Genomic DNA, 22776 nt, shown 5'->3' with positions numbered 1-22776 from the left:
ACCGAGGTTCAGCCCTGTTCCACCGGTTCCCACAGCTCGATCCGATTCCCCTCGGGATCGGTGACCCAACCGAAGCGACCGATTCCGTCCATATCCTCGGTCTCTGGAGCCACCTCGGCGCCGGCGCCCTGCAGCTGCGCGATCATCGCGTCGAGGTCGCCGACACGGAAATTCAGCATCGTCTGCTGCCGGTCCTGGTTCTCCGGTCGTGTCCCGAAGTAGTCGGTGTCGGCTCCGAACATCGCCATCACGGTCGGTCCGGCCGGCTGCTGCCACAGCCCGTGATCACCGAAGTCGACGCCGAGGACGTCGCGGTACCAGGCCGTCATCGCCACGGGATCGGCCGTCCGCAGGAAGTATCCGCCGATTCCATTCACTCTCTCCATGGATGAATGGTAGTCCCAGGGATGGACTCAAGTGTCGCGGAATGTCGGGAGACTGTAGTTTGTTACAGGGCACAGATCGTCAATCCGTGAAAGGACGTTCCATGAGCAAGTTCGCTGTCACCAATGCCAACACCGGCGAGGTCGAGGAAGAGTTCGCCTCGGTTCCCAAAGAGGAGATTCCCGCCTACATCGATCGTGCCCACGAGGCACATCTGGCGTGGAAGGAGACGCCACTGCATGAGCGCGGGGCGATCCTGCACAAGTTCGCCGATCTCGTCGATGAGAATGCCGATGAGATGGCCGACATCATCGGGCATGAGATGGGCAAGATCAAGAAGCAGGGCCTCGGCGAGGTCGACAAGGTCGCCCGCACCGCCCGCTGGATGGCCGACAATGCCGCCACCCACCTGTCCACGACTCACCTGGCCGCCGCCGGTGCGGCCAGCAGCTATGTCGAGCACCAGCCGCTGGGCGTGCTGCTGGGCATCATGCCGTGGAACTTCCCGTACAACCAGATCGCGCGCTTCGTGCTGCCCAACCTCATGGTCGGAAACACGATCATCATGAAGCAGGCGTCGATCTGCCCGAAGTCCTCACAGTACTTCGAGGACCTCCTCACTGAGGCGGGACTGCCCAAGGGCGTGTACCAGAACATCTACCTCGACTCCTCCCACGCCGAGGAGGTCCTCAAGGACTTCCGCGTCAAGGGATTCTCCCTCACCGGCTCCGAGGGTGCCGGTGCGTCGGTGGCCGCGATCGCCGCGAAGTACTACAAGCGCGCGGTCCTCGAGCTCGGCGGCAACGACCCCGCCGTCGTCCTCGATTCGAAGGACGTCGCCTCGGTGGCGCAGAAGCTCGTCGGGATTCGTCTGACGAACGCCGGCCAGGTCTGCACCTCGCCGAAGCGCATGATCGTCGTCGATGACCTCTACGACGAGTTCGTGGCGGAGGCCGTCAAGGCCGCCGAGGCTACCAAGGTTTCGGACTTCGACGACCCCGAGGCCGGCATGGGACCCGTGTCCTCCGAAGGCGCCCTCGAAGAGATCCTCGAGGCGATCGAGAAGGGCGTGGCCGCGGGTGCGACCCTGCACACCGGGGGCAAGAAGCTCGACCGTCCCGGCTGGTTCATGTCCCCGGCGGTGCTCACCGACATCGACCCGAAGTCGGACCTGGGCTGCAACGAGCTCTTCGGACCAGCCGTGATGATCTATCGCGCCAAGGACGAAGAGGATGCTCTGCGCCTGGCAAATGACACCGAATACGGCCTTATGTCCTCGGTGTGGACCGATGACCTCGAGAAGGGTCAGGAGTTCGGCAAGAAGATCAACGCCGGGATGACATTGATCAACGCCCACATGGAGTCGGGCCCCGAATACCCGTTCGGCGGCATCAACCGCTCCGGCTATGGCCGCGAGAACGCTCAGTGGGCGTTCCAGGCGTTCACCAACGAACACCTCATCCGCGTCCACGCCTGATCAGTCGCACCTGGTCTCAGGTTGATCTGATCGGCTGAGTCCTGTGCCCTAGCCCAGGATCACCATCGCCGAGGCGACCGAAAAGGCCCGATCGACAGCGAATTGCCGCTGTCGATCGGGCCTTCTGTCTGCCTCAGCCGAGGCCGGGTTCGACGCGGATCGCGTCGGCGGCGTCGAGCGCGAGTTCGATGCTCTCATCGCCGAGGCTCACCGCGATCGCCGAGGCGGCCGAACTGATCGATCTCACCTGCAGCTTCGTACCGATGACGATCCCGCGCTCGGTGAGGTAGCGCAGCAGTTCAGGCGACCGGTCGGAGACGCGGACGACCTCGACCTCGATGCCCGGTGCGGTCTCCCGCAGACGCCGACTCGGGAAGTCGGCGGTGTGACCGTCGGCATCGGGGATCGGATCCCCGTGCGGGTCCCGCTGGGGATTGCCCAGCGCTGCGTTCATCCGCTCGAGCACGAGATCGGAGACCGAATGTTCGAGCCGGTCCGCCTCGTCGTGAACCTGATCCCACGTCAGACCTAGGGCCTCGACGAGGTAGGACTCGACGATCCGGTGGCGCCTGACGATCTCGACAGCGATCTGCCAGCCGGCGTCGGTGAGCACGATCTGCCCGTAGGGTTCGTAGTCGATGTAGCCGTCGCGGGCGAGCTTCTTCAGGTTCGCCGACACCGTCGAAGCGGTCACTCCCAGCTGTTCGGCCATCTCGGTGGTGGCGGGGCGACCGCCAGGCCATTCGTAGGCCTTCCAGATGAGGGTGACGTAGTCCTCGACCATGCGAGTGACAGCGGGGCGCGGCATGATGCTCATTCTACGCGCGGGCCTTAGCCGGGTCCGTCTCATCCGCAATGCCGACGATCGATTCGCGCTGCGGTTCGGCCGCCTCGGCGGGTTCCACCTCATCGGGATCGGCCTGCGGCCGACGGAACGGGGCGGCGAGCGTCGGCAGGATGCCCTTGCGATGAAGGATGAGGAAGACGATCGCCAGGATCGCCTGGACCGCGGAGAGGATGTAGCGACCGGACGTGTCCGTGACGAAGAACTGCAGCCCGAAGAGCGCGGCCAGTCCCAGCGCGGGTGCCCAGTGGAAGCGCAGGGCAAGGATGATCGCGACGCCGAGGATGGTCTGCGTGGCCGTGAGCGTGAACTCCTCGACCTGCCGGCCGTCCAGGGGCAGCCCGAGGCCGCCCCCACCGGCGAGGTGGGCGATCGGCAGGGATCCGACGAGCAGGCTCCACTGGTTGACCTTCGAAGCGATGAGCGTGCCGATGGCGGCCCCGCCCATGCCGCGCAGAGCGAACATCGCGGCGATGATGAACTCCGGAGCCTCCGAGGCCAACGGCGCCAGCCACTGGACGAGGAAGTAGCTGTCGATGCCCAGGGCCGAACCCGAATCCGCTAGCGCCTCGGCGAAGGGTTCGGCCGAGGCCAGGATAATCGCGGCGGAGACGACGAACATCGTGACCACCGTGATCCGGCGGGCCTTCTTGGGCATGGCGACGATGAGGGCGGCGGCGCCGACGAACTCCTCCTCGTCATCGCCGGTGGCCTGGCCGGCACGCCACAGGTAGGCGACGAAGATGAGGACGAGTGCGACGCCGAACCAGATGGGGATGCTGCCGAGCAGGGGGATGGCGAAGGCGATGACACCGAGGATGACGAGGAATCCGATGTCCATCCGGCTGCCCGAATCCAGGCGCAGGGAGGTCTGGACGGGTGATTTCGTGCGCTTCGCGAGGCGGCGGGCGACGAGGAGGGCGATGATGACGACGAGCGGCCAGCCGAAGCCGAGCAGCAGTCGGTTCGATCCGGTCATATTCGCCGCCGCGAAGTGCAGATAGTCCGGATCCGAGCCGGACCGGAACGCGTAGTAGAGGTCCACGGCGTATTCGGGGAGGACCGCGATGAGGGCTAGCAGGGCGATCGCCAGGGCACCCGAGATGTCCTTCTGCGCCGCCTCGGCGGCCCAGGCGAGGAGGAATGCGGCCGCGACGATGGCGGCACCGAAGGCGAGGAGTTCGAGAACCGGTGCGAGTTCGATGCTGGTGATGCGCAGCACCACCGCGGGTGAGGCGATGAGCAGGCAGATCGCGAAACGGCCAAGGATTGCGGCGGGCATGACTCCAGACTTCCGCCCGCGAATCGGGTGTGTCTACGCACAACTGAGACTTAGACGCCTCCAACAATTTCGGCAGGGCTCTGTGGCCGCGGAATTCCGGGGTTCCGGCGGCGTGAGTCTCAGGTGTATGTGCCGGATATCACCGGGTGAAGGTGCGGAGCCTCGGCTCAGGCGCGTTTGGAGCGCATGGCTTTGAGCTGCTTCACCGTGGGGTCGGCGGCGAGCGTCTGGTACTCGTCGGAGCCGAGCGGCACGAGTGCGATACGGCAATCGTCCTCGTGGTGAATGCCCCACCCGTAATGTTTGCTCAGTGGAGAGGCTCGCAGGCACGGCTGACCCTTGGAGAAGAACGCCTGACGTGCTGCGGCTCGTTCCTCGGCGGGGATTCCCCGGCGGGTGGCATACACCTCGAACTGCACGTCATCGCTGGTGAACTGGTACGGGTGCTCGGCGATGAGTGCGTACTGGAGCGCGCCAACTGTCGGTGCCTGATCGCCGACCGGTGGCTGCTCGGCGGCAGTGGTCGAGCAGTCGCCTGCGACCTGGATGAACGTTCCGGTGTAGTTTGTGCTTCCCATATTTCCAGTCTCACCGTTCCGCCGGGAGTCCGATAGCAGAAAATCGTCAGCCCGCGAAGGCAGCCTGCGAGAATGGAGGAATGACCCGAACCAGTGACGCGCGGGAGCGCCCGATCGCCGCCGATGAGCGATCCGGCGTGCTCTACCCCGAGCGGCTGGTTCGCTACCAGGCGGGCTGGATCGACCCGGAACCCGCCTCCTCGGCAGTGGTCGATCAATACTGGCATGTCGCGTGGGCGCTGGCTGTCCTCAGCGACCTCACCCCCGCTCAGGTCGCCGACACCGCGGTGCCCCTCACCGCAGACCTCGACCCCCGTCTGCATGGCCTCATGCAGCGCATCGCCGACTGCACCGACCCCGCCGAGCGGGCGCAGGCGGCTGACGAGGCAGTCCGACAGGCTGTCACAGAGCGTGCCCCGACTTCAGCGGGCCACCTGGCGAACGATGTGCTGGACGAGCTGCGCGAGCGCATCCACCACCGAACCGGAACGACGCTTACGGAGCGATTCGCCCGCGCGAGCGGACGATTCAGCGAGCCTGCCTCGACACGCTCGGTCACGGACCGAAATGGCTCAGCCGTCGCATCCGCCTCCAAGAAGTCGCCCTCGGCCTCGCGACGCGACCGACCGAGGAACTGGCCGTGATCGCTGCCGACCTCGGCTACACCGACCAATCCCACCTCACCCGCGACTTCCGCACAGCCACCGGCATCACCCCCGACGCCTACCGCCGCACCATCAGCAGTCTGACCGCCTGATCCGGGTCCAGGTCCCGGACCGGACTACTCAGCCTCGAGCGCTGCGGCCAAGTAGGGCGCCGACGGGGTGTTCCCGGCCGAGGCGATCTGCTCCGGGGTGCCCACGGCGATGACCTGTCCGCCGTCGTCGCCGGCGCCGGGACCGAGCTCGATGACGTGGTCCGCGGCGGTGATGATCCGCATGTCGAGTTCGACCATGACGACGGTGTTGCCCGCGTCGACGAGGGTCTGCAGATGAGTGATGAGCCTGTCGGAATCCGCGCAGTGCAGCCCGGAGGTGGGTTCGTCGAGCACGTAGAGGGTGTCCCCGCGCTGGGACCGCTGCAGTTCGCTGGCGAGTTTGACCCGCTGCGCCTCACCGCCGGAGAGCTCGGTCGCCGGCTGGCCGAGGCGCAGATAACCGAGACCGACGTCGATGAGCGCGGTGAGCGAGCGCATGATGTCGAACTCCTCGGTGAAGAAGTCGTGGGCTTCCTCCACACTCATGGCCAGCACCTCGGCGATGGTGCGTCCGCGCCAGAGGATCTCGAGCGTGCTCGACTGGTACCGGGTGCCGTGGCAGTCCGGGCATTCTGTATAGACCGAGGGCAGGAAGAGCAGCTCGACCATGACGGAGCCTTCGCCCTCACAGGTCGGACAGCGACCGCCGGCGACGTTGAAGGAGAACCGGCCGGGCTTGTAGCCGCGCTCACGCGCCTCCGGGGTCTCGGCGAAGCGGCGGCGCACATGATCGAACAGTCCCGTGTAGGTCGCGACGTTCGACCGCGGTGTGCGACCGATGGGTCGCTGGTCGATGCTCACGACACGGCGGATGCCGGTGAGGTCGCCCGACACCGAGCCGTCGAGCTCCTCGGGTTCGTCGGTGAGGAGCAGCTCATCGCCCTCGGGTGCGGGTTCGTCCTCCTGAGCCGGTCGCCCGAGGCGGTCGCCGACGAGCGCCGGCAGCACCTGGCTGACGAGGCTGGACTTGCCGGACCCGGACACTCCGGTGACCGCGGTCAGGGCACCCAGGGGCAGCTCGACACTGGCATCGCGCAGGTTGTTGCGGCGGATGCCCTCCACCCGCATCCATTCGCGCGCCTGCCGCGGTTCGTGGAGTTCGAGGCCGCGACCGCCGAAGACGTAGCCGCGAGTGATCGACTCCTCGACCTCGGCGAGACCGTCGGTGGGGCCGCTGTAGAGAACCTGCCCGCCGCGTTCGCCGGCGCCGGGGCCGATGTCGACGAGCCAGTCGGCGTGGCGCATGAGGTCGACGGAGTGTTCGACGACGAAGAGGCTGTTGCCACGATCCTTCAGCCCGTCGAGGATCTCCATCAGCGCAGTGACGTCCTGCGGGTGCAGACCCGCGGAGGGTTCATCGAGGACGTAGACGACGCCGAAGAGCTCCGAGGTCAGCTGGGTGGCCAGCCGCAGCCGCTGCAGCTCCCCGCCCGACAGGGTCGGGGTGCTGCGGTCGAGGGAGAGGTAGCCGAGACCCAGATCGACGATGGGTCGGAGACGATCGATGAGACCCCCGCCGAGGCGGACCGTCGTGGCCAGCTTCTCCGCAGAGATCTCCTCGCCGGGCGCCCCGTCGGGGGCAGCGGGTGTGCCGTCCGACTCGCCGGACTTCTCAGCCGAGGCGACGGTCTCCTCGAGCAGGGTCATCAGCTCGTGCAGGGGCAGGGCGGAGAACTCGGCGATGTCGAGACCGGCGATGGTCACGGACAGGGCCTCGGGTTTGAGCTTCTTGCCGTGGCAGACCGGGCAGGGGGCGGCGGTGAGGAACTCGGCGACGCGACGCTTCATCCCAGCACTCTTCGTGTTCGCGAACGTGTCGAGCACATACTTCCGGGCACCGACGAAGGTTCCCGAATAGGTCGGTTCGGCGCCTGCTGCGATCGCTTCGCGCGCTTCGGCCAGCGTCAGCCGGGAATGGACGGGAAGGTGCGGGGTCTCCTCGGTGTAGAGGAGCCAGTCGCGGTCGGCCTTCGGCAGGTCCTGCCACGGGACGTCGACGTCGAAGCCGAGAGCCACGGCGGTATCGCGCAGCTGGTGGCCGTGCCAGGCTTTCGGCCAGGAGGCGATGGCGCGTTCCCTTATCGTCAGTGTCGGATCGGGGACCATCTTGTCCTCGGGCACTTCGTAGACCCGCCCGATTCCGTGGCATTCCGGGCAGGCCCCTTCGACGGTGTTCGTCGAGAAGTCCTCGGCCAGCAGCATCGACTGCCCCTCCGGGTACTGTCCCGCCCGTGAGTAGAGCATGCGCACGAGGCTGGACACCGTGGTGACGCTGCCGACGCTCGAACGTGCGCTGCGCCCGCCGCGCTGCTGCTGCAGGGCCACGGCCGGCGGCATTCCGGTGATCGAATCAACGTCGGGGACACCTGCCTGGTCGATGAGCCTGCGGGCATACGGTGCCACGGATTCGAGATAGCGGCGTTGGGACTCGGCAAAGAGGGTGCCGAAGGCCAGGGAGGACTTGCCCGATCCGGACACTCCGGTGAAGACGACGAGCGCATCCCGAGGCACAGTGAGATCGACATTGCGCAGATTGTGTTCCCTGGCACCGCGGACCCTCACGTCCGACTGGATCTCGGTCGAGGATGTCGGATCTGAGGGCACGGAGGAGGTCATGAGGCCACCGTACCAAGGTCGGGACCTCCGATCACCTAGGCGCCCGACGACAGAACCCCTCGTTCCGGGAATCTCGGAACGAGGGGTTCGATGTGCCTCAGTCGGACGCTGTCATGGGCCGGCCATCATTCGGCGGGGCTGGCCTCGGTCGGTTCGACCACCTCGGCGGGATACTCATCCTGGTCCTCTGGCTTGCGGATGAAGAACGCGAGGACGATGGGGACGATCGCGATGACCGTCGCCAACAGGAACGCGGCGTGGCCGCCGGGGGCGCCCGCCTCGGGGACGGACTTGCCCTCCGCCTGACCCGAGTGCAGGGCCGCGGAGTAGATCGAGATGAGCAGCGCGGTGCCGGCTGCTCCCGCGACCTGCTGCAGGGTGTTGAGCGCTGCCGAACCATGGGAGTACAGGTGGCGCTCCAGCGATCCCAGCGAGGCGGAGAACAGCGGGGTGAACGATGCGGCCAGGCCCAATGACATGACGATCTGGACGATGATGAGCAGCCAGATCGGCGTTCCCACGCCGGCCGTCGAATACGCGAACATCGAGGACGCGATCATGATCGTGCCGGGCACCAGCAGCGTCTTCGGTCCGCGGGCGTCGTAGATCCGTCCCATCACCGGTCCGAGCAGACCCATGATCACCGAACCGGGCAGAAGCACGAGACCGGACTGGGTGGCGCCGAGTCCGACGACGCTCTGCAGGTACAGCGGCAGCAGGGAGAACGTGCCGAACATGGACAGGGCGACGACGGCCATGATGATGACCGAGAAGACGTAGTTCCGCGAATTGAACACACGCAGGTCGAGCAGGGCGCGATCGCCCTTCTGCAGCACGAGCTGACGCCACACGAAGAGCGCGAGGAAGACGACTCCGCCGCCGATCGTCGCCCAGGCCAGGCTGCTCGTCGATCCGCCGCCTGCCTCACCGCCGTGGCCGCCGCCGAACTGGCTGAGGCCGTAGACGATGCCGCCGAAGGCGAACACGGACAGGATGATGGAGATGACGTCGATCGGGGCGTAAGTCGACTCGCCGAGGTTGGTCATCCACTTCGCACCGAGTGCCAGAGCGATCAGCGCGATGGGCAGGATGATGCCGAAGAGCCAGCGCCAGCCCAGCGAATCGAGGACGATGCCCGACATCGTCGGTCCGATGGCCGGGGCCAGCGAGATGACGAGGCCGACTCGACCCATCATCCGGCCGCGCGAGTGTGCCGGGACCACGTTCATCATCGTGGTCATCAGCAGAGGCATCATGATGCCGGTGCCGGCTGCTTGCACGATCCGTCCGATGAGAAGCAGGATGAAGCCCTGCGAGACGAGGCAGATCAATGTGCCCGCTGAGAACAGGATCATCGCGGCCAGGAAGATCTGGCGGGTGGTGAAACGCTGCAGGAGGAAACCGGTCGTCGGTATGACGACGGCCATGGTGAGCATGAAAGCACTGGTCAGCCACTGGCCGAGCTCCGGAGGGATACCGAGGGCCTTGTTGAGTTCGGGGATGGCGATGGCCATCGTCGTCTCATTGAGAATGGCCACGAAGGCAGCCACCAGCAGCAGCCAGATGACCTTCATACCGGCGGGATCGATGGTGTCATTGTGCTGTGTCTGCGCGTGTGCGGGTGAGCTGTCGCTGGACAAGACGGTGCTCCGTTCGGATGTGTCTGAGGGGCCCGGGATGTGGGCGGAGGTCGCACGCAGATGCCGAATCGACGCGCAGACGAAAGTTTCAACAGCATCTCAGACTAACGTATTCCCGAATACCTCCGGCAGTGGGGAGAACCCGAAACTGCGGCGATCTTCGTCACTGCTCGCTCGGTCTCCTCAGCAGGTGTCGTATCGGTAGCCACGATCGCCGGCTGCGACGAGATCGCGGTCGCGCAGGATCATCAGGCGCGGGCGTTCCGGGACGGCGCAGGCGTCCGCGAAGTCCAGCCCCGCCTCGGCGAGGGCGTGGGGGTATTCGATGGCGAGGACACGGTCGCCGTAGACGGAGGTGAAATGGTCGCATTCGTCGTAGGCGGCGCACTCCTCGGTCACGGCGAAGTCGAAGCCGAGCTGAGAATGAGCGGAGTCGGCGAGTTCGGCCGCGTTCTTCTGCGCGATCGACAGGCCCTTGGCGTGGGCACGGTCGACGTACGCGGCCGCGAGTTCCAGGGCACCGCCTCGGTCGATATCGGGGAATCGGTCGGCCGTATCGAGATTGTCGATCTCCACGGCGTCGAATCCAGATTCGGCGCAGCCGTCGATGACGGGGCCGATGATGTCGAGGATCTGGGAGCGTCGGTCTGCGGTCGAGGGGTCGAGGATGTGTTCGTCGGGCCAATCGGGGTCGACGACCAGGTCACCGGCGGCATCGTGGAGCAGCAGATCCGTGTGGTCACGCCAGTCCGCCGCCTCGTCGGGTTGGGTCTGGAAGCCGTTGACGTAGCAGATAGAGTACGCCCCAGTCAGGGGTGCAGCACCGGCATCTCGGACCACGATATCGATACGGCCCTCCTGATCCGGCAGCGAGTCATAGGTTCCGCCGAGCTGGTAGTCGAAAGTTCCTGACGTCGGCGGCGACGGTGCTGTCGATGCCTGTGTCGGCGGCGGCGAAGCGCTCGCTGAGCAGCCGCCGATCGCTACGGCGAAGCCGAGGGAGACCGCGGCTGCCATCCATCGCGGTGGGATCGGGCTCGGCGGAGGTCTCATGGACTCACTGTAGACGGAGGTGGCCGGCGTCGATGTCGCAGCGGAGTTCATTCTCTCTTCGATTCGACGTATCGGATGTTCACCGCGGCGCTGTTAGCGTCGGCAGAGGAGCCGACCCGTCACCGAGGCGGATCGTCTCCTGGCAAGTCAGTGCCAGTCACACAGTCAAGCGGAACGAACGGATGAGAATGACTCTGAAGAACGTCACCACGACGACCATGACAGCTGCGATGATCGCCGGAGCCGCCGTGCTCGGCTCCAGTTCGATCGCCTCCGCCTCCCAGCCGGCGGCACCGGCCGCCGCCTCTGCGGGAGCCGCGAACGCGGCGGCCGAGAACTCGGCTGCGGAATCCGACACCGCCTCGGCGAACCCGGAGGCGGAGAAGAAGTTCTCGAACATCGGGGACTTCCTCAAGCACTACGAAGGAAAGTCGCTGGCGAACTCACAGGGCGGCTATCAGGGAGAATGCGTCAGCCTGATCTCCCGGGCCCTCGAGGAGGTCCACGGCGTCGACCACGGAGCGTGGGGCAATGCCGTCGACTATCAGGAGGGCGGATCCGGCGGGGACAAGATGAAGGCGAACGGCTTCACCTGGCACACCGATCAGAAGTTCGAGAACGGCGACATCCTCGTCTGGGGCGATGGTGACAACACCACCGCCTACGGTCACATCGGCATCTACTACGAGGGCCAGGTGTGGCACCAGAACTTCAACGGCGACCGCAGCCTGCACACCTATGACGGGCTCATCGACGGCTACCTCGGGTACTGGCGAGCCTGAGCGTCCAAGGAAACGACGAAGGCTCCGAACCGTAATCGGTTCGGAGCCTTCGTTCTACGAGTGCTGTCTCAAAACTACTCGAGTGGAGGTAAGGGGACTCGAACCCCTAACCCTCTGCTTGCAAAGCAGATGCGCTACCAATTGCGCCATACCCCCGAAACGGGTTCACACCCTCACACCGAGTCGGTGTGTTCGGACCATTCGGCTTGGGCACTCTGGTTCTGGTGCCGCCACCCGAAGAACACTCCCAGTCCCACTAACGTGAGACCGCTGAGAATCCATCTTCTCATGATCCTCCTCGAAAGGAAATCCTGTTGTGACAGGACGTGGGCCTACCTGGACTTGAACCAGGGACCTCTTCGTTATCAGCGAAGCGCTCTAACCGCCTGAGCTATAGGCCCTCATCGGGTGAACCCGAAGTAAAACAATACCCATCGACCGCAGCTAAACACAAATCGACGCCCAGTGACCCCTCTCACACTCTCCCAGAACTACCTGACGGCGGCCCAGCAACCTCGCGCGAGGTTGCTGGGCCGCCGTCAGGTAGCAATTATTAGTCGTCGGTGAGGGTGAGGCTGAATCCGCCGGCGATGAGGGAGCCGATGTTGTAGATGAAAGCCGCCAACGTCGACAGCGCCGTCATCAGCACGATGTTGATGACCGCGATGATGAAGCCGGCCGCGACGACACGACCGAAGCCGAAGATGCCGACGATCCGCTCGGCCGACTCTGCGCCGGCGAGCTCGCTCATCGTCGATTCGAGGCCGCTCATCACACCGGTCGCCTGCAGCACGACCCACAGCACGATGAAGGCGACGATCGTGGCGATGCCGATCGCCACGGACATGAGGAACGACATCTTCATAACCGACCACGGGTCGACCGCGGAGACGGTGAGACGGACGGTGCGGGGGCCCTTTTTCTTCTTGCCCTTCCCGCTGTCGACCATGTTCTTCACGCCCATCTTCACGCTGCCGGAGCTCGCGCGGACGGTGTTCGCGGCATTTCCCATCACCGAGGTGGCGCCGCGGTTGCCGCCGCCCGATCCCTGGGAGCCCGAACCCTGTGAACCGGAAGTCGGTGCGCCGGATCCCTGCGAACCGGTCTGAGCACCCGAGCCCTGGGACCCGGTGTGCGCCGATGGCGTCGAGCCGGCCGAGGGCGCCCGGTTGGGCTTCGGCGAGGCCTTCGGAGCGGGAGGTGCGACGACGGTGGCGTTCTGGCTGTTCGGGCCCGAAGAGCCGCGACCGGAGCCGGATCCCTGTTTCGCGCCGGTTCCCGACCCGGAGTTCGAACCTGAACCGCTTGCTGCAGCCGACTTGTCATCGGACTTCGACGCTCCGGCCGTCAGACGGGTCGAGCCGCTCGACGTGCGTATGATCTTACCTGAGCCTGGCTGTTTGCTATCGCTCACTCTTCCACATCCTCGTTGCCGGTCTGAGGCTCTGCGACCTCACCTTCCGGGACTTCGGCATCGTCTTCGCTTTCGATCTCGTCTTCGACCTCGGCTTCGGGCCCACGGGTCACTGCGATAATACGGTCTTTCTTGTCCGGTTTCGCGAACACCACACCCATGGTGTTGCGTCCCTTCGCCGGAACTTCATCGATGCTCGACCGAACGATCTTACCGCGCTCCATGACCACGAGGACCTCCTCACCGTCTTCGACGATGAGTCCGCCTACCAAGTCTCCGCGCTGTTCGGTGATCTTCGCAACCCGGATTCCCAGACCGCCACGCCCCTGCAGACGGTACTCGTCGACCGGCGTGCGCTTGGCGAACCCGGCTTCCGTGACGACGAAGACGTAGGTGTCCGGCCGAACGACATCCATCGTGAGCAGCTCGTCGTCGTCCTTGAACTTCATACCCGTGACGCCACCGGTGACTCGGCCCAGGGGACGGATCGACTCGTCATCGGCGGCGAAGCGGATCGACATGCCCTTGCGCGAGATCAGCAGCAGGTGATCCTCGGCTCCGACGATGCGGGCCGAGACCAGTTCATCGGGCTGACCCTTGTATTCGCGCAGGTTGATGGCGATGACACCGCCGGTGCGGTTCGAGTCGTACTCACTCAGGCGGGTCTTCTTCACCACACCGGAACGGGTGGCGAGGATGAGGAAGTCGGCCACCTCGTAGTCCCGGATCGACAGCACCTGGGCGATCGTCTCACCCGGCTGGAGGGCGAGCAGGTTCGCCACGTGCTGGCCCTTGGCGTCCCGTGAGCCCTCGGGCAGCTCATAGGCCTTCGCCCGGTACACGCGACCGGTGTTCGTGAAGAACAGCAGCCAGTTGTGGGTGGAGGTGACGAAGAACTGTTCGACGACGTCGTCGCCGCGCAGTGCCGCGCCCTTGATGCCCTTGCCGCCGCGGTGCTGGGCCCGGTAGAGGTGCGTCTGGGTCCGCTTCGCATAGCCGCCGCGGGTGATGGTGACGACGACCTCTTCCTCGGGGATGAGGTCCTCCATGGACACATCACCGTCGAATCCGGCGAGGATCTTCGTCCGGCGATCATCACCGTAGCGCTCGACGATCTCGTCGAGTTCCTCGGACACGATCTCACGCTGGCGAGCCGGGGTTGCCAGGATGTGGTTGTACTCGGCGATCTGCTGCTCGATCTTCTCGGCCTCTTCCTGGATCTTCAGACGCTCCAGCGCGGCCAGTCGGCGCAGCTGCAGGTCGAGGATCGCATTGGCCTGAAGTTCGTCGACCTCGAGCAGCTCCATCAGTCCGGTCCGGGCCTCGTCCGAGGACGGGGAGCGGCGGATCAGGGCGATGACCTCGTCGAGGGCGTCGAGGGCCTTGAGGTAGCCGCGCAGGATATGAGCGCGTTCCTCGGCCTTGCGCAGACGGAACTGCGTGCGACGGACGATGACTTCGATCTGGTGCTTGACCCACAGGCGCAGGAACGAGTCGATGCTCAGTGTGCGCGGCACGCTGTCGACGAGGGCCAGCATGTTCGCGGAGAAGTTCTCCTGCAGCGACGTGTGCTTATACAGGTTGTTTAGCACGACCTTGGCCACGGCATCGCGCTTGAGCACGATGACCAGGCGCTGACCGGTGCGGCCCGAGGACTCGTCGCGCAGATCGGCGATGCCGGCGACCTTGCCGTCCTTGACGTAGGAGGCGATCTTCGCGGCCAGGGTGTCCGGGTTGACCATGTACGGCAACTGGGTGACGACGAGGCAGGTGCGGCCCTGGATCTCTTCGACTTCGACAACGGCTCGCTGGGTGATCGATCCGCGACCGGTGCGATAGGTGTCCTCGATGCCCTTGCGGCCGAGGACCGTCGCGCCCATCGGGAAGTCGGGTCCCTTGATGATGCCGAGGAGGGCCTCGAGAGCCTCTTCCTTGCTCGCCTCCGGGTGGGACAGCAGCCACTGTGCGCCCTGGGCAACCTCGCGCAGGTTGTGCGGAGGAATGTTCGTGGCCATACCCACAGCAATGCCGGCCGAGCCGTTGACCAGCAGGTTCGGGAACCTGGAGGGCAGGACCATGGGTTCCTGGTTGCGGCCGTCGTAGTTGTCCTGGAAGTCGACGGTGCCTTCTTCGATGTCCCGGACCATCTCCATGGCCAGGGGCGCCATCTTGCACTCGGTATAACGCGGTGCGGCAGCTCCGTCGTCGCCCGGGGAACCGAAGTTGCCCTGACCGGCCACGAGTGGGTAGCGCATCGTCCACGGCTGCACGAGGCGGACCATGGCGTCGTAGATCGCCGTGTCACCGTGCGGGTGGTACTGGCCCATCACGTCGCCGACGACGCGCGAGCACTTGGAGAAGTTGCGGTCGGGGCGGTAGCCGCCGTCGAACATCGCGTAGAGCACGCGGCGGTGGACGGGCTTGAGTCCGTCGCGGACGTCGGGCAGGGCACGTCCGACGATCACGCTCATCGCGTAATCGAGGTACGACCTCTGCATCTCGAGGTTGAGATCAACCTGTTCGATCCGGTTGATTTCTGTTCCGATATCGTTCTCGTCGGCCAATGTGGGCTCTTCCCTTGTGTTCGTACCGTGTCCGGCTGGATCTCAGCCGTGTGCGGCGGAGATTGGTGCGTGCAAAGAATGGGTGCGGTGCGTCCGGTCTCCCACCCTCACCGAGGCGGGGCCCCGGTGAGGACGGTTGATCAGATATCGAGGAAGCGGACGTCCTTCGCGTTCTCCTGGATGAAGCGGCGACGCGAATCCACGTCGTCGCCCATGAGGACGGTGAAGATCTCGTCGGCGACGATCGCGTCGTCGAGCGACACCTGCTTGAGCAGCCGGTGGTCGGGATCCATCGTCGTCTCCCACAGCTCCTCGTAGTTCATCTCGCCCAGACCCTTGTAGCGCTGGATCGCGAGATCCTTGGGCAGTCGCTTGCCGGCGGCCCGCCCGGTCTCGAGCAGTCCGTCGCGTTCCTTGTCGGTGTAGGCGAACTGGTGCGGGGCGTTCGACCACTTGATGCGGTAGAGCGGCGGGGTGGCGAGGTAGACGTAGCCGTGCTCGATGAGCGGCTTCATGTACCGGAAGATCAGCGTCAGCAGCAGAGTCGTGATGTGCTGACCGTCGACATCGGCATCGGCCATGAGGACGATCTTGTGATAGCGCAGCTTCTCGAGATCGAACTCCTCACCGATGCCAGTGCCGAAGGCCGTGATCATCGCCTGGACTTCGTTGTTGCCCAGCGCACGGTCGAGGCGAGCCTTTTCGACGTTGAGGATCTTTCCGCGCAGCGGCAGGATCGCCTGCGTGTTCGGGTTGCGGCCCTGAGTCGCCGAGCCGCCGGCCGAGTCACCCTCGACGATGAAGACTTCAGAGATCGACGGGTCCTTCGACTGGCAGTCCTTGAGCTTGCCGGGCATGCCAGAAGACTCGAGCAGTCCCTTGCGGCGAGTGGCCTCACGGGCCTTGCGAGCGGCCATACGGGCCTGGGAGGCCTGCAGCGCCTTGCGCACGACGTCCTTGGCCTGGGCCGGGTTCGACTCGAACCAGTGTCCGAGTTCGTCACGGACCACGCGCTGGACGAAGCCCTTGACCTCGGAGTTTCCGAGCTTCGTCTTCGTCTGACCCTCGAACTGGGGATCGCCGAGCTTGACGGAGATGACGGCCGTGAGACCCTCGCGGATGTCATCGCCGGTGAGGTTCGGGTCCTTGTCGCGCAGCAGCTTCTGTTCCTTCGCATACGCATTGACCAGCGAGGTCAGAGCCGTGCGGAAGCCCTCTTCGTGGGTGCCGCCCTCATGGGTGTTGATGACGTTGGCGTAGGTGTGCACGGACTCGTTGTACGACGTCGTCCACTGCATCGCGATCTCCAGCGCGAGAGTCTGTTCGCCCTCTTCGGCTTCGAAGACGATGACATCGGGGTGGACGAGTTCGGCTTTCTTCGTCGAGTTGAGGTACTCGACATAGTCGAGCAGACCGTTCGCGTACTCGTAGGTGACGGTGCGCGGCTTCCACTCGGTCGCCTCGTCCTCGTCGATCTGCACATCGTCGTCATCGACTTCGTTGTGGCGCTCATCGGTGAGGCTGATCTTCAGGCCCTTGTTGAGGAAGGCCATCTGCTGGAAGCGCGCACGGAGGTACTCATAGGAGAAGTCCGTGGTCTCGAAGATCGAGCCGTCCGGCCAGAAGGTCACGGTCGTGCCCGTCTCATCGGTGGCTTCGCCGCGCTGCAGTTCGCCGTTGGGCACACCACGGTCGAAGTCCATCGTCCACACGTAGCCGTCACGCCTGACTTCGACCTCGAGTCGTTCGGACAGTGCGTTGACGACAGTCGAACCCACACCGTGGAGACCGCCTGCCACGGCGTAGCCGCCGCCGCCGAACTTACCGCCGGCGTGGAGGATCGTGAGGATCACCTCGACGGTCGGCTTGCCTTCCGTCGGGTGCATCGCCACCGGCATTCCACGGCCGTCATCGGCGACACGGACGCCTCCGTCGGCGAGGATGGTGACCTCGATATGATCGCAGTAGCCGGCCATCGCCTCGTCGACCGAGTTGTCGACGATCTCCTGAACGAGGTGGTGGAGACCACGTTCCGAGGTCGAACCGATGTACATGCCGGGCCGTTTCCGGACTGCCTCGAGACCCTCGAGCACAGTGATGTCGCCGGCATCATAATGAGGCTGATCCTCGGTCGTCATATGACTCCTTGTTCGGATGGTCGCTATCAGCTCCCCATTCTACCGCGCCACACGCTGAAATGCCCGTAAGCGGCCTGTGAAGGCGTATTTCCCGAATTTTCGTACCGCAGGTGTACCCCCGGACAGGTGAGGGAGCGGCTATGGCCGTTTAAGGCCTTCTGTGGTCTTCTCAGAAATACAGGGATTCTTCCCGGAATTTCGCCGAGGCGGCTGCCCACTTCACCCGAATGTGTCCCGAGGTCCGCGGCCGGCCACCGATCGTCGACCGCGTTTGAAGCTGCGTCCCTGTGGCCCCTTGATCTCGATCTCGGTGATCGTCGCCGAGCCCAGCCCTTCCTCGAGCTTCCGCAGGATCGTCGGTTTGAGCACTCGCAGCTGGGTCGCCCAGGTCGTCGAGTCTGCGGCGATGACGAGCAGGGGAGGAGAGAAGTCGACGGGGGTCGCGTGCTGGGCCACCTGAGGTCCGACGAGGTCGGGCCACCGGCCGAGCACCTTGCCGATGTCGAGTGAGGACGACCAGCCGCGGTCCGTGATGAGCGAACCGAGCACAGATGACACGGTCTTCGGGTCACGGCCGTCTCGACCCGACCCCGAGTAGACGGCTTCGCCGCGCAGGCGGGAACGGCGACGACTGCGGACGAACTTCGCTTCGGTGACCTCCATCCGGCGGACTCGGTCGAGTGCTTCGAGTGCGGCGACGGGAGTGGAGTAGTCCCGGTCGATGCCGCTCATGATGCGCCGCTGCTCAGGAGTCGGGACTGGTCGATCCGGATTCCTTCGAGACCATCGGGCAGATCGGAGTCGACGGCCGCGGTGATGAAGACCTGTTCGGCCGATGTCACTCTGGAAGCCAGACGCTGACGCCGACCGGTGTCAAGTTCGGCGAAGACGTCATCGAGGACGAGGATCGGCTGTTCAGCGGCGCTTCCGGCATCGGCGGAGAGCAGATCCCACCCTGCCAGCTGCATGGCCAGCGCCAGCGACCAGGTCTCTCCGTGAGAGGCATAGCCCTTCGCCGGATGGGTTCCGATCATCAGCGACAGATCATCGCGACCGGGTCCGTGCAGGGTCAGTCCGCGCTCGATCTCAGTCGTCCGGCGACGGTCGAGGGCCGCCAGCAGCAGCTCCTTGCAGTCGGCAGCGGATGCGGCCTGCGAGTAGTCGATGCGCGAATCGTAGGCGATGTGGGCACCTTGCCGTTCCAGCCGGGCATCGGCTGCGATATAGGCGAAGTTCGTCTGCAGCGGTTCGACGATATCGGCGAGGATCCGCTGGCGCCCGAAGACGAGTTCGGCAGCGGAGTCCGCGTAGGCCATGTTCCAGATGTCGAGAGTCGCCTCGAGGCCGGGATCGCGGTCCTCGCGGAGCCGTTTGAGCAGAGCATTGCGCTGTTTGAGTGCCCGTTCGAAGTCCGTGATGATCGAGGCGAAGCGCGGATTGCGCGCCACGACGAGCGTGTCGATCCACGACCGGCGTTCGGCCGGTTCACCGCGGACCAGACTGAGGTCCTCGGGAGCGAAGACGACACAGGAGACGAAGCCGAGGATGTCCTTGAGCTTCACCGCATTGCGGTTGACTCGAGCCCGGTTGGCGCCTTTGGCCTGGATCGTCACCTCGACGGTGGCATGCCGCTGATCCCGGTTGACCAGTGCGGACACCGTCGCAGCCGGACGCCCCTCGTGGACGAGCGGTGCGTCGAAGGCCACCCGATGGGAGCGCTGGTGAGCGAGATACCCGATCGCCTCGACGATATTGGTCTTCCCGGTCCCATTGTCGGCCACGAATGTGGTGACTCCGGGTGAGAACTCGAGGTCGAGCTCCGGATACGACCGATAGTCACGCAGGGAGAGTCGGGATATCCACATTCAGATGCGCGTGGGCATGAGCAGATAGCGATAGGACTCGTCGGCAGGACCGTCGAGTTCCTTCTGCCCGGAGATGATGACCGGCTTCATCGGCTGCGTGAAGGAGAAGTTCACGTACGGGCTCTCGACCGCGGCGAGACCTTCGGCGATGTAGTGCGGGTTGAAGCCGACGGTGATCTCATCGCCCTGGAGAGTGGCTTCGACGGCTTCGGAGGCCTGAGCGTCATCACCGGTGCCGGCGTGGAGGGTGAGCATACCGTCGGTGACCTCGAAGCGCAGCGGGGTGTTGCGTTCTGCCACGAGCGAGACACGGCGAACGGCTTCGCGCAGCACGGCGGTCTCGACGATGGCGTGGATCGGAACCGAATCCGGGAACAGCGAGCGGACCTTCGGGTACTCGCCCTCGATGAGCAGCGAGGTTGTGACTCGACCCGCCGAGGTGAAGGAGATGAGGTCCTTGCCGGCATCGGTGCTCAGACCGATCGTGACGTCGCCGCCGAGGGACTTCGAGACATCGGAGAGCGTGCGTCCGCGCAGCAGGGCCACGGCCGAGACGTCGGGGCGTCCCGGGTTCCAGGTGAACTCGCGAACGGCCAGACGGTAGCGGTCGGTGGCGAGCATCGTGACCTTCTCGCCCTCGATCTCGACTCTCACGCTGGTGAGGATCGGCAGGGTGTCGTCCTTCGAGGTCGCGATGGTGACCTGCGAGACGGCGTTCTGGAACTCACCGGCCGAAACGGTGCCGGAGTCATCGGGGACCTGCGGCAGCGCGGGGTATTCGGCCACGGGCATCGTCATCAGTGAGAAGCGCGAGGATCCGCAGGTCACGTCGACCTTCGCATCGATCTGTTCGAGGGTGACCTCTTGGTTCGGCAGAGCCTTCGAGATGTCGGCGAGCAGCCGTCCGGAGACGAGGACCGTTCCTGCGGAGGCGACGTCGGCGACGATCTCGACGCGGGATGAGACTTCGTAGTCGAAGACGGCCAGACGCACTGTGCCGCCAGCTTCGGCGGTGATGAGAATACCGGTGAGGACCGGAGCGGAAGGACGGTTGGGCAGAGTCTTGGTCGCCCAGGCAACAGCGTCAGCGAGAACGTCGCGATTGACTTTGAACTTCAAGGGGGATGCTTCCGCGTTCACTTTACTCCTTCGGGTGGCCACCCGACCTGCACTGGGCATCTGGCACGAGATTCCGGGTTGCGAGTCACAGGCTCGATACTGCTCGGAAAACTTTACACAGCCTATCCGATTTGTGCCCACCTCAGGAGAGCCGGCCGAAAAGGGATGCCGAGGGTGCTCAGTGAGTGAATCTCGCATTCGAGAATCAGCTGTGATCCTGTGTTCGAATATCCTTTAGGTCCATGACTCTCTCGACCTCGAGCTCGTGAGCTCGAAGCTCATCCACCTCAGCAGTCGGTGGCGGTCGCCCTCTTAAGAGTTGAATTCACTTGGTAGAAGTATCAGCACATGTGGAGACTGTGGACAAATGCCGCTTACCCCAGAGTAATCAAGGGGTCCGAGCCATTATGGGCTTGTGGATGCCATGTGTACCGTGACGGAGACGTCGGTGGGCGCTTGGGTAAACACAAGCATGTAGTTCACATCTTTCCACCCGTGGACCAGTTCTGTCCACCGCTCTTTCCCCAAGCTGTGAGCAATTGTCCCCAGGGTTATCCACAGATGTGTATGACGTCTTCTATAGGCGGTGCTGTTGTTTAATGCGGTTTGTGAGTTCGGTGACCTGGGTGTAGACGGCCCGTCGTTCAGCCATCTGAGTTCGAATCTTCTTGTTCGCGTGCATCACGGTGGTGTGATCGCGTCCACCGAACGCCTGTCCGATCTTCGGCAGGGAGAGGTCGGTGAGCTCACGGCACAGATACATGGCGATCTGCCTGGCCGTCGTCAGAGTCCTGGACCGGGAGGTTCCGCACAGGTCATCGAGGGTGAGGCTGAAGTAGGCAGCGGTCTGGCCCATGATGTCCGCGGCCGTGACCGCGGGGGTGTCATCGGGGGTGATGAAGTCCTTGAGGACGGTCTCGGCCAAGGAGACGTCGATCTGCTGATCGTTGAGGTTGGCGAATGCCGTGACCCGGATGAGGGCGCCTTCGAGTTCGCGGATGTTCGAGGACACACGGGAGGCGATGTATTCGAGGACATCGTCGGGAACATCGAGCTGTTCGGCTGCGGCCTTGCGGCGCAGAATCGCGAACCGAGTCTCCATGTCCGGTGGCTGCACGTCGGTGAGCAGCCCCCATTCGAATCGGGAGCGCAGCCGCTCTTCGAAGCCCTTGAGCATCTTCGGCGGCTGATCGGAGGTGATGACGACCTGTTTGGCCTCATTGTGCAGGGCGTTGAACGTATGGAAGAACTCTTCGACGGTCGCATCCTTGCCCTGCAGGAATTGGATGTCGTCGATCATGAGGATGTCGACCTCACGGTAGCGGCGCTGGAATGCCGGACGCAGAGCATTCGAGGTCTTCGACGAGCCGATCGTGTTGATGAAGTCGTTGACGAACTCTTCGCTGGAGACGTACTTCACTCGGATCTCCGGGAACAGCTGAGTCGCGTAGTAGCCGATCGCATGGAGCAGATGGGTCTTGCCCAATCCCGAGTCCCCATAGATGAACAGAGGATTGTAGGCCTTGGCCGGTGCCTCGGCGACAGCGAAGGCCGCTGCATGGGCGAACCTGTTGGAAGCGCCGATGACGAAGGTGTCGAAGGTGTACTTCGGATTGAGCTGAGCGACGCCGGGAGCATCGACGGGCGGTCCCATCGGGGCGGCGGTCGCCTCGGCGATCTTCATTTCACGGTCCGTCATTCCGGAATCGCCCGGAGCCTGCGACTGCGAGGCGGGCGTCTGCGTTGCCGGAGGTGCCGATGCCTGAGCCTGTGGCATCCGGATATCCGAGGTCTGCGCGGCCGGCTGGCCCTGGTGCGGCTGGGCGAATTCGGGCGTCGAATGATCGGCGGGTGCCGGTCGGACCGGTTCGGTCGCCTCGGTGGGGGTGGGTTCAGGGGATCCCGTCGCCGAGGTGGAGGTGACCGGATCGATGGGAACCTGGGCCCCAGGGGTCGACTCTCCAATGAGATCCTCGAAGCGGATCGGCACGTCGAGTTCAGGATCGACGACGAAGCCGAAGGTCACCTCGAAACCGAGCACCTTCGAGAACTCCCTGGTCAGGGGGCCGAGCAGTCGGGTCTCGATGGTGCGGCGGGTGTGTTCGTCACGTACGGCGAGAAGGATGAGCGCATTGTCGACGAGGGCCTTCGGCAACGCGAGGGAGAGGAATCCCTTCTGATGCGACGTGAGGTCTGGGTCCTTTTCCAGGTTTGAGACCACCGTGTGCCAGCGGCTGATGAGCTCATTCTTGGAATTCGACAC

17 protein-coding genes and 2 tRNA genes are annotated in these 22776 nt (G+C 64.6%); 3 read left to right on the top strand and 16 right to left on the bottom strand.

Translation table 11 applies throughout. From position 1 onward, the window contains the following. Positions 1–8: 8 nt before the first annotated feature. On the bottom strand, positions 9–386 hold the full coding sequence (locus LJ362_RS00095) for a VOC family protein (RefSeq protein WP_264800166.1): 378 nt from the start codon (positions 384–386) through the stop codon (positions 9–11). A gap of 101 nt (positions 387–487) precedes the next feature. On the opposite strand from LJ362_RS00095, the gene LJ362_RS00090 reads away from it, so the two are divergent. Then, a complete protein-coding gene (locus tag LJ362_RS00090) occupies positions 488–1861 on the top strand; it encodes an aldehyde dehydrogenase family protein (protein WP_264800165.1) in 1374 nt (457 codons plus the stop codon). A gap of 133 nt (positions 1862–1994) precedes the next feature. On the opposite strand, the gene LJ362_RS00085 is transcribed toward LJ362_RS00090, so the two are convergent. From LJ362_RS00085 to LJ362_RS00075, 3 genes are all read right to left on the bottom strand, one after another. Further along, entirely contained in the window at positions 1995–2669 is a 675-nt protein-coding gene (locus LJ362_RS00085) for a metal-dependent transcriptional regulator (protein WP_264800164.1), read from the bottom strand. 10 nt (positions 2670–2679) lie between these two features. Then, positions 2680–3987 (bottom strand): sodium:proton exchanger, encoded by a 1308-nt coding sequence (locus LJ362_RS00080; protein WP_264800163.1) that lies wholly within the window; start codon positions 3985–3987, stop codon positions 2680–2682. 167 nt (positions 3988–4154) lie between these two features. After that, a complete protein-coding gene (locus LJ362_RS00075) occupies positions 4155–4565 on the bottom strand; it encodes a DUF6157 family protein (protein ID WP_264800162.1) in 411 nt (136 codons plus the stop codon). 505 nt (positions 4566–5070) lie between these two features. Here LJ362_RS00075 and LJ362_RS00070 point away from each other — a divergent pair. Next, positions 5071–5322 (top strand): helix-turn-helix domain-containing protein, encoded by a 252-nt coding sequence (locus LJ362_RS00070; protein ID WP_320109180.1) that lies wholly within the window; start codon positions 5071–5073, stop codon positions 5320–5322. Positions 5323–5346: 24 nt separating this feature from the next. On the opposite strand, the gene LJ362_RS00065 is transcribed toward LJ362_RS00070, so the two are convergent. The 3 genes from LJ362_RS00065 to LJ362_RS00055 all read right to left on the bottom strand — a co-directional run bounded on the left by LJ362_RS00065 (position 5347) and on the right by LJ362_RS00055 (position 10631). Next, positions 5347–7938, bottom strand: coding sequence for an excinuclease ABC subunit UvrA (locus LJ362_RS00065; protein ID WP_264800161.1), 2592 nt, complete (start codon positions 7936–7938; stop codon positions 5347–5349). A 125-nt stretch (positions 7939–8063) separates the two neighbouring features. Next, complete coding sequence (locus LJ362_RS00060; RefSeq protein WP_264801875.1) at positions 8064–9512, bottom strand: MDR family MFS transporter; 1449 nt, start codon at positions 9510–9512, stop codon at positions 8064–8066. A 249-nt stretch (positions 9513–9761) separates the two neighbouring features. Continuing rightward, positions 9762–10631: an endo alpha-1,4 polygalactosaminidase gene (locus tag LJ362_RS00055; RefSeq protein ID WP_264800160.1), complete on the bottom strand. Its 870-nt coding sequence runs from the start codon at positions 10629–10631 to the stop codon at positions 9762–9764. A 188-nt stretch (positions 10632–10819) separates the two neighbouring features. Between LJ362_RS00055 and LJ362_RS00050 the strand changes: the two genes are divergently transcribed. Beyond that, positions 10820–11413, top strand: a complete 594-nt coding sequence (locus LJ362_RS00050; protein WP_264800159.1) for a CHAP domain-containing protein — start codon at positions 10820–10822, stop codon at positions 11411–11413. An 83-nt stretch (positions 11414–11496) separates the two neighbouring features. Here LJ362_RS00050 and LJ362_RS00045 read toward each other — a convergent pair. The 9 genes from LJ362_RS00045 to dnaA form a co-directional block, all read right to left on the bottom strand. Beyond that, positions 11497–11569 (bottom strand) — tRNA-Ala (locus LJ362_RS00045). Positions 11570–11740: 171 nt separating this feature from the next. Further along, positions 11741–11814 (bottom strand) — tRNA-Ile (locus LJ362_RS00040). 152 nt (positions 11815–11966) lie between these two features. After that, on the bottom strand, positions 11967–12827 hold the full coding sequence (locus LJ362_RS00035) for a DUF3566 domain-containing protein (RefSeq protein WP_264800157.1): 861 nt from the start codon (positions 12825–12827) through the stop codon (positions 11967–11969). Further along, entirely contained in the window at positions 12824–15391 is a 2568-nt protein-coding gene (gyrA, locus tag LJ362_RS00030; RefSeq protein ID WP_264800156.1) for a DNA gyrase subunit A, read from the bottom strand. The genes LJ362_RS00035 and gyrA overlap by 4 nt, the downstream gene beginning before the upstream one ends. A gap of 140 nt (positions 15392–15531) precedes the next feature. After that, positions 15532–17529, bottom strand: coding sequence for a DNA topoisomerase (ATP-hydrolyzing) subunit B (gene gyrB, locus LJ362_RS00025; protein WP_264800155.1), 1998 nt, complete (start codon positions 17527–17529; stop codon positions 15532–15534). 219 nt (positions 17530–17748) lie between these two features. Further along, the gene (locus LJ362_RS00020) at positions 17749–18261 is read right to left on the bottom strand and encodes a DUF721 domain-containing protein (RefSeq protein WP_264800154.1); all 513 of its coding nucleotides are present in this window, start codon (positions 18259–18261) and stop codon (positions 17749–17751) included. Then, positions 18258–19394, bottom strand: a complete 1137-nt coding sequence (gene recF, locus LJ362_RS00015; protein WP_264800153.1) for a DNA replication/repair protein RecF — start codon at positions 19392–19394, stop codon at positions 18258–18260. The genes LJ362_RS00020 and recF overlap by 4 nt, the downstream gene beginning before the upstream one ends. After that, positions 19395–20534 carry a DNA polymerase III subunit beta gene (dnaN, locus tag LJ362_RS00010; protein ID WP_264800152.1) on the bottom strand — a complete coding sequence of 380 codons (1140 nt, stop codon included), beginning with the start codon at positions 20532–20534 and terminating at the stop codon, positions 19395–19397. A 556-nt stretch (positions 20535–21090) separates the two neighbouring features. After that, complete coding sequence (dnaA, locus tag LJ362_RS00005; RefSeq protein ID WP_264800151.1) at positions 21091–22776, bottom strand: chromosomal replication initiator protein DnaA; 1686 nt, start codon at positions 22774–22776, stop codon at positions 21091–21093.

The sequence above is a fragment of the Brevibacterium sp. JSBI002 genome (assembly GCF_026013965.1).
Classification (GTDB): domain Bacteria; phylum Actinomycetota; class Actinomycetes; order Actinomycetales; family Brevibacteriaceae; genus Brevibacterium.
This window is presented reverse-complemented; position numbering and strand designations above follow the sequence as displayed.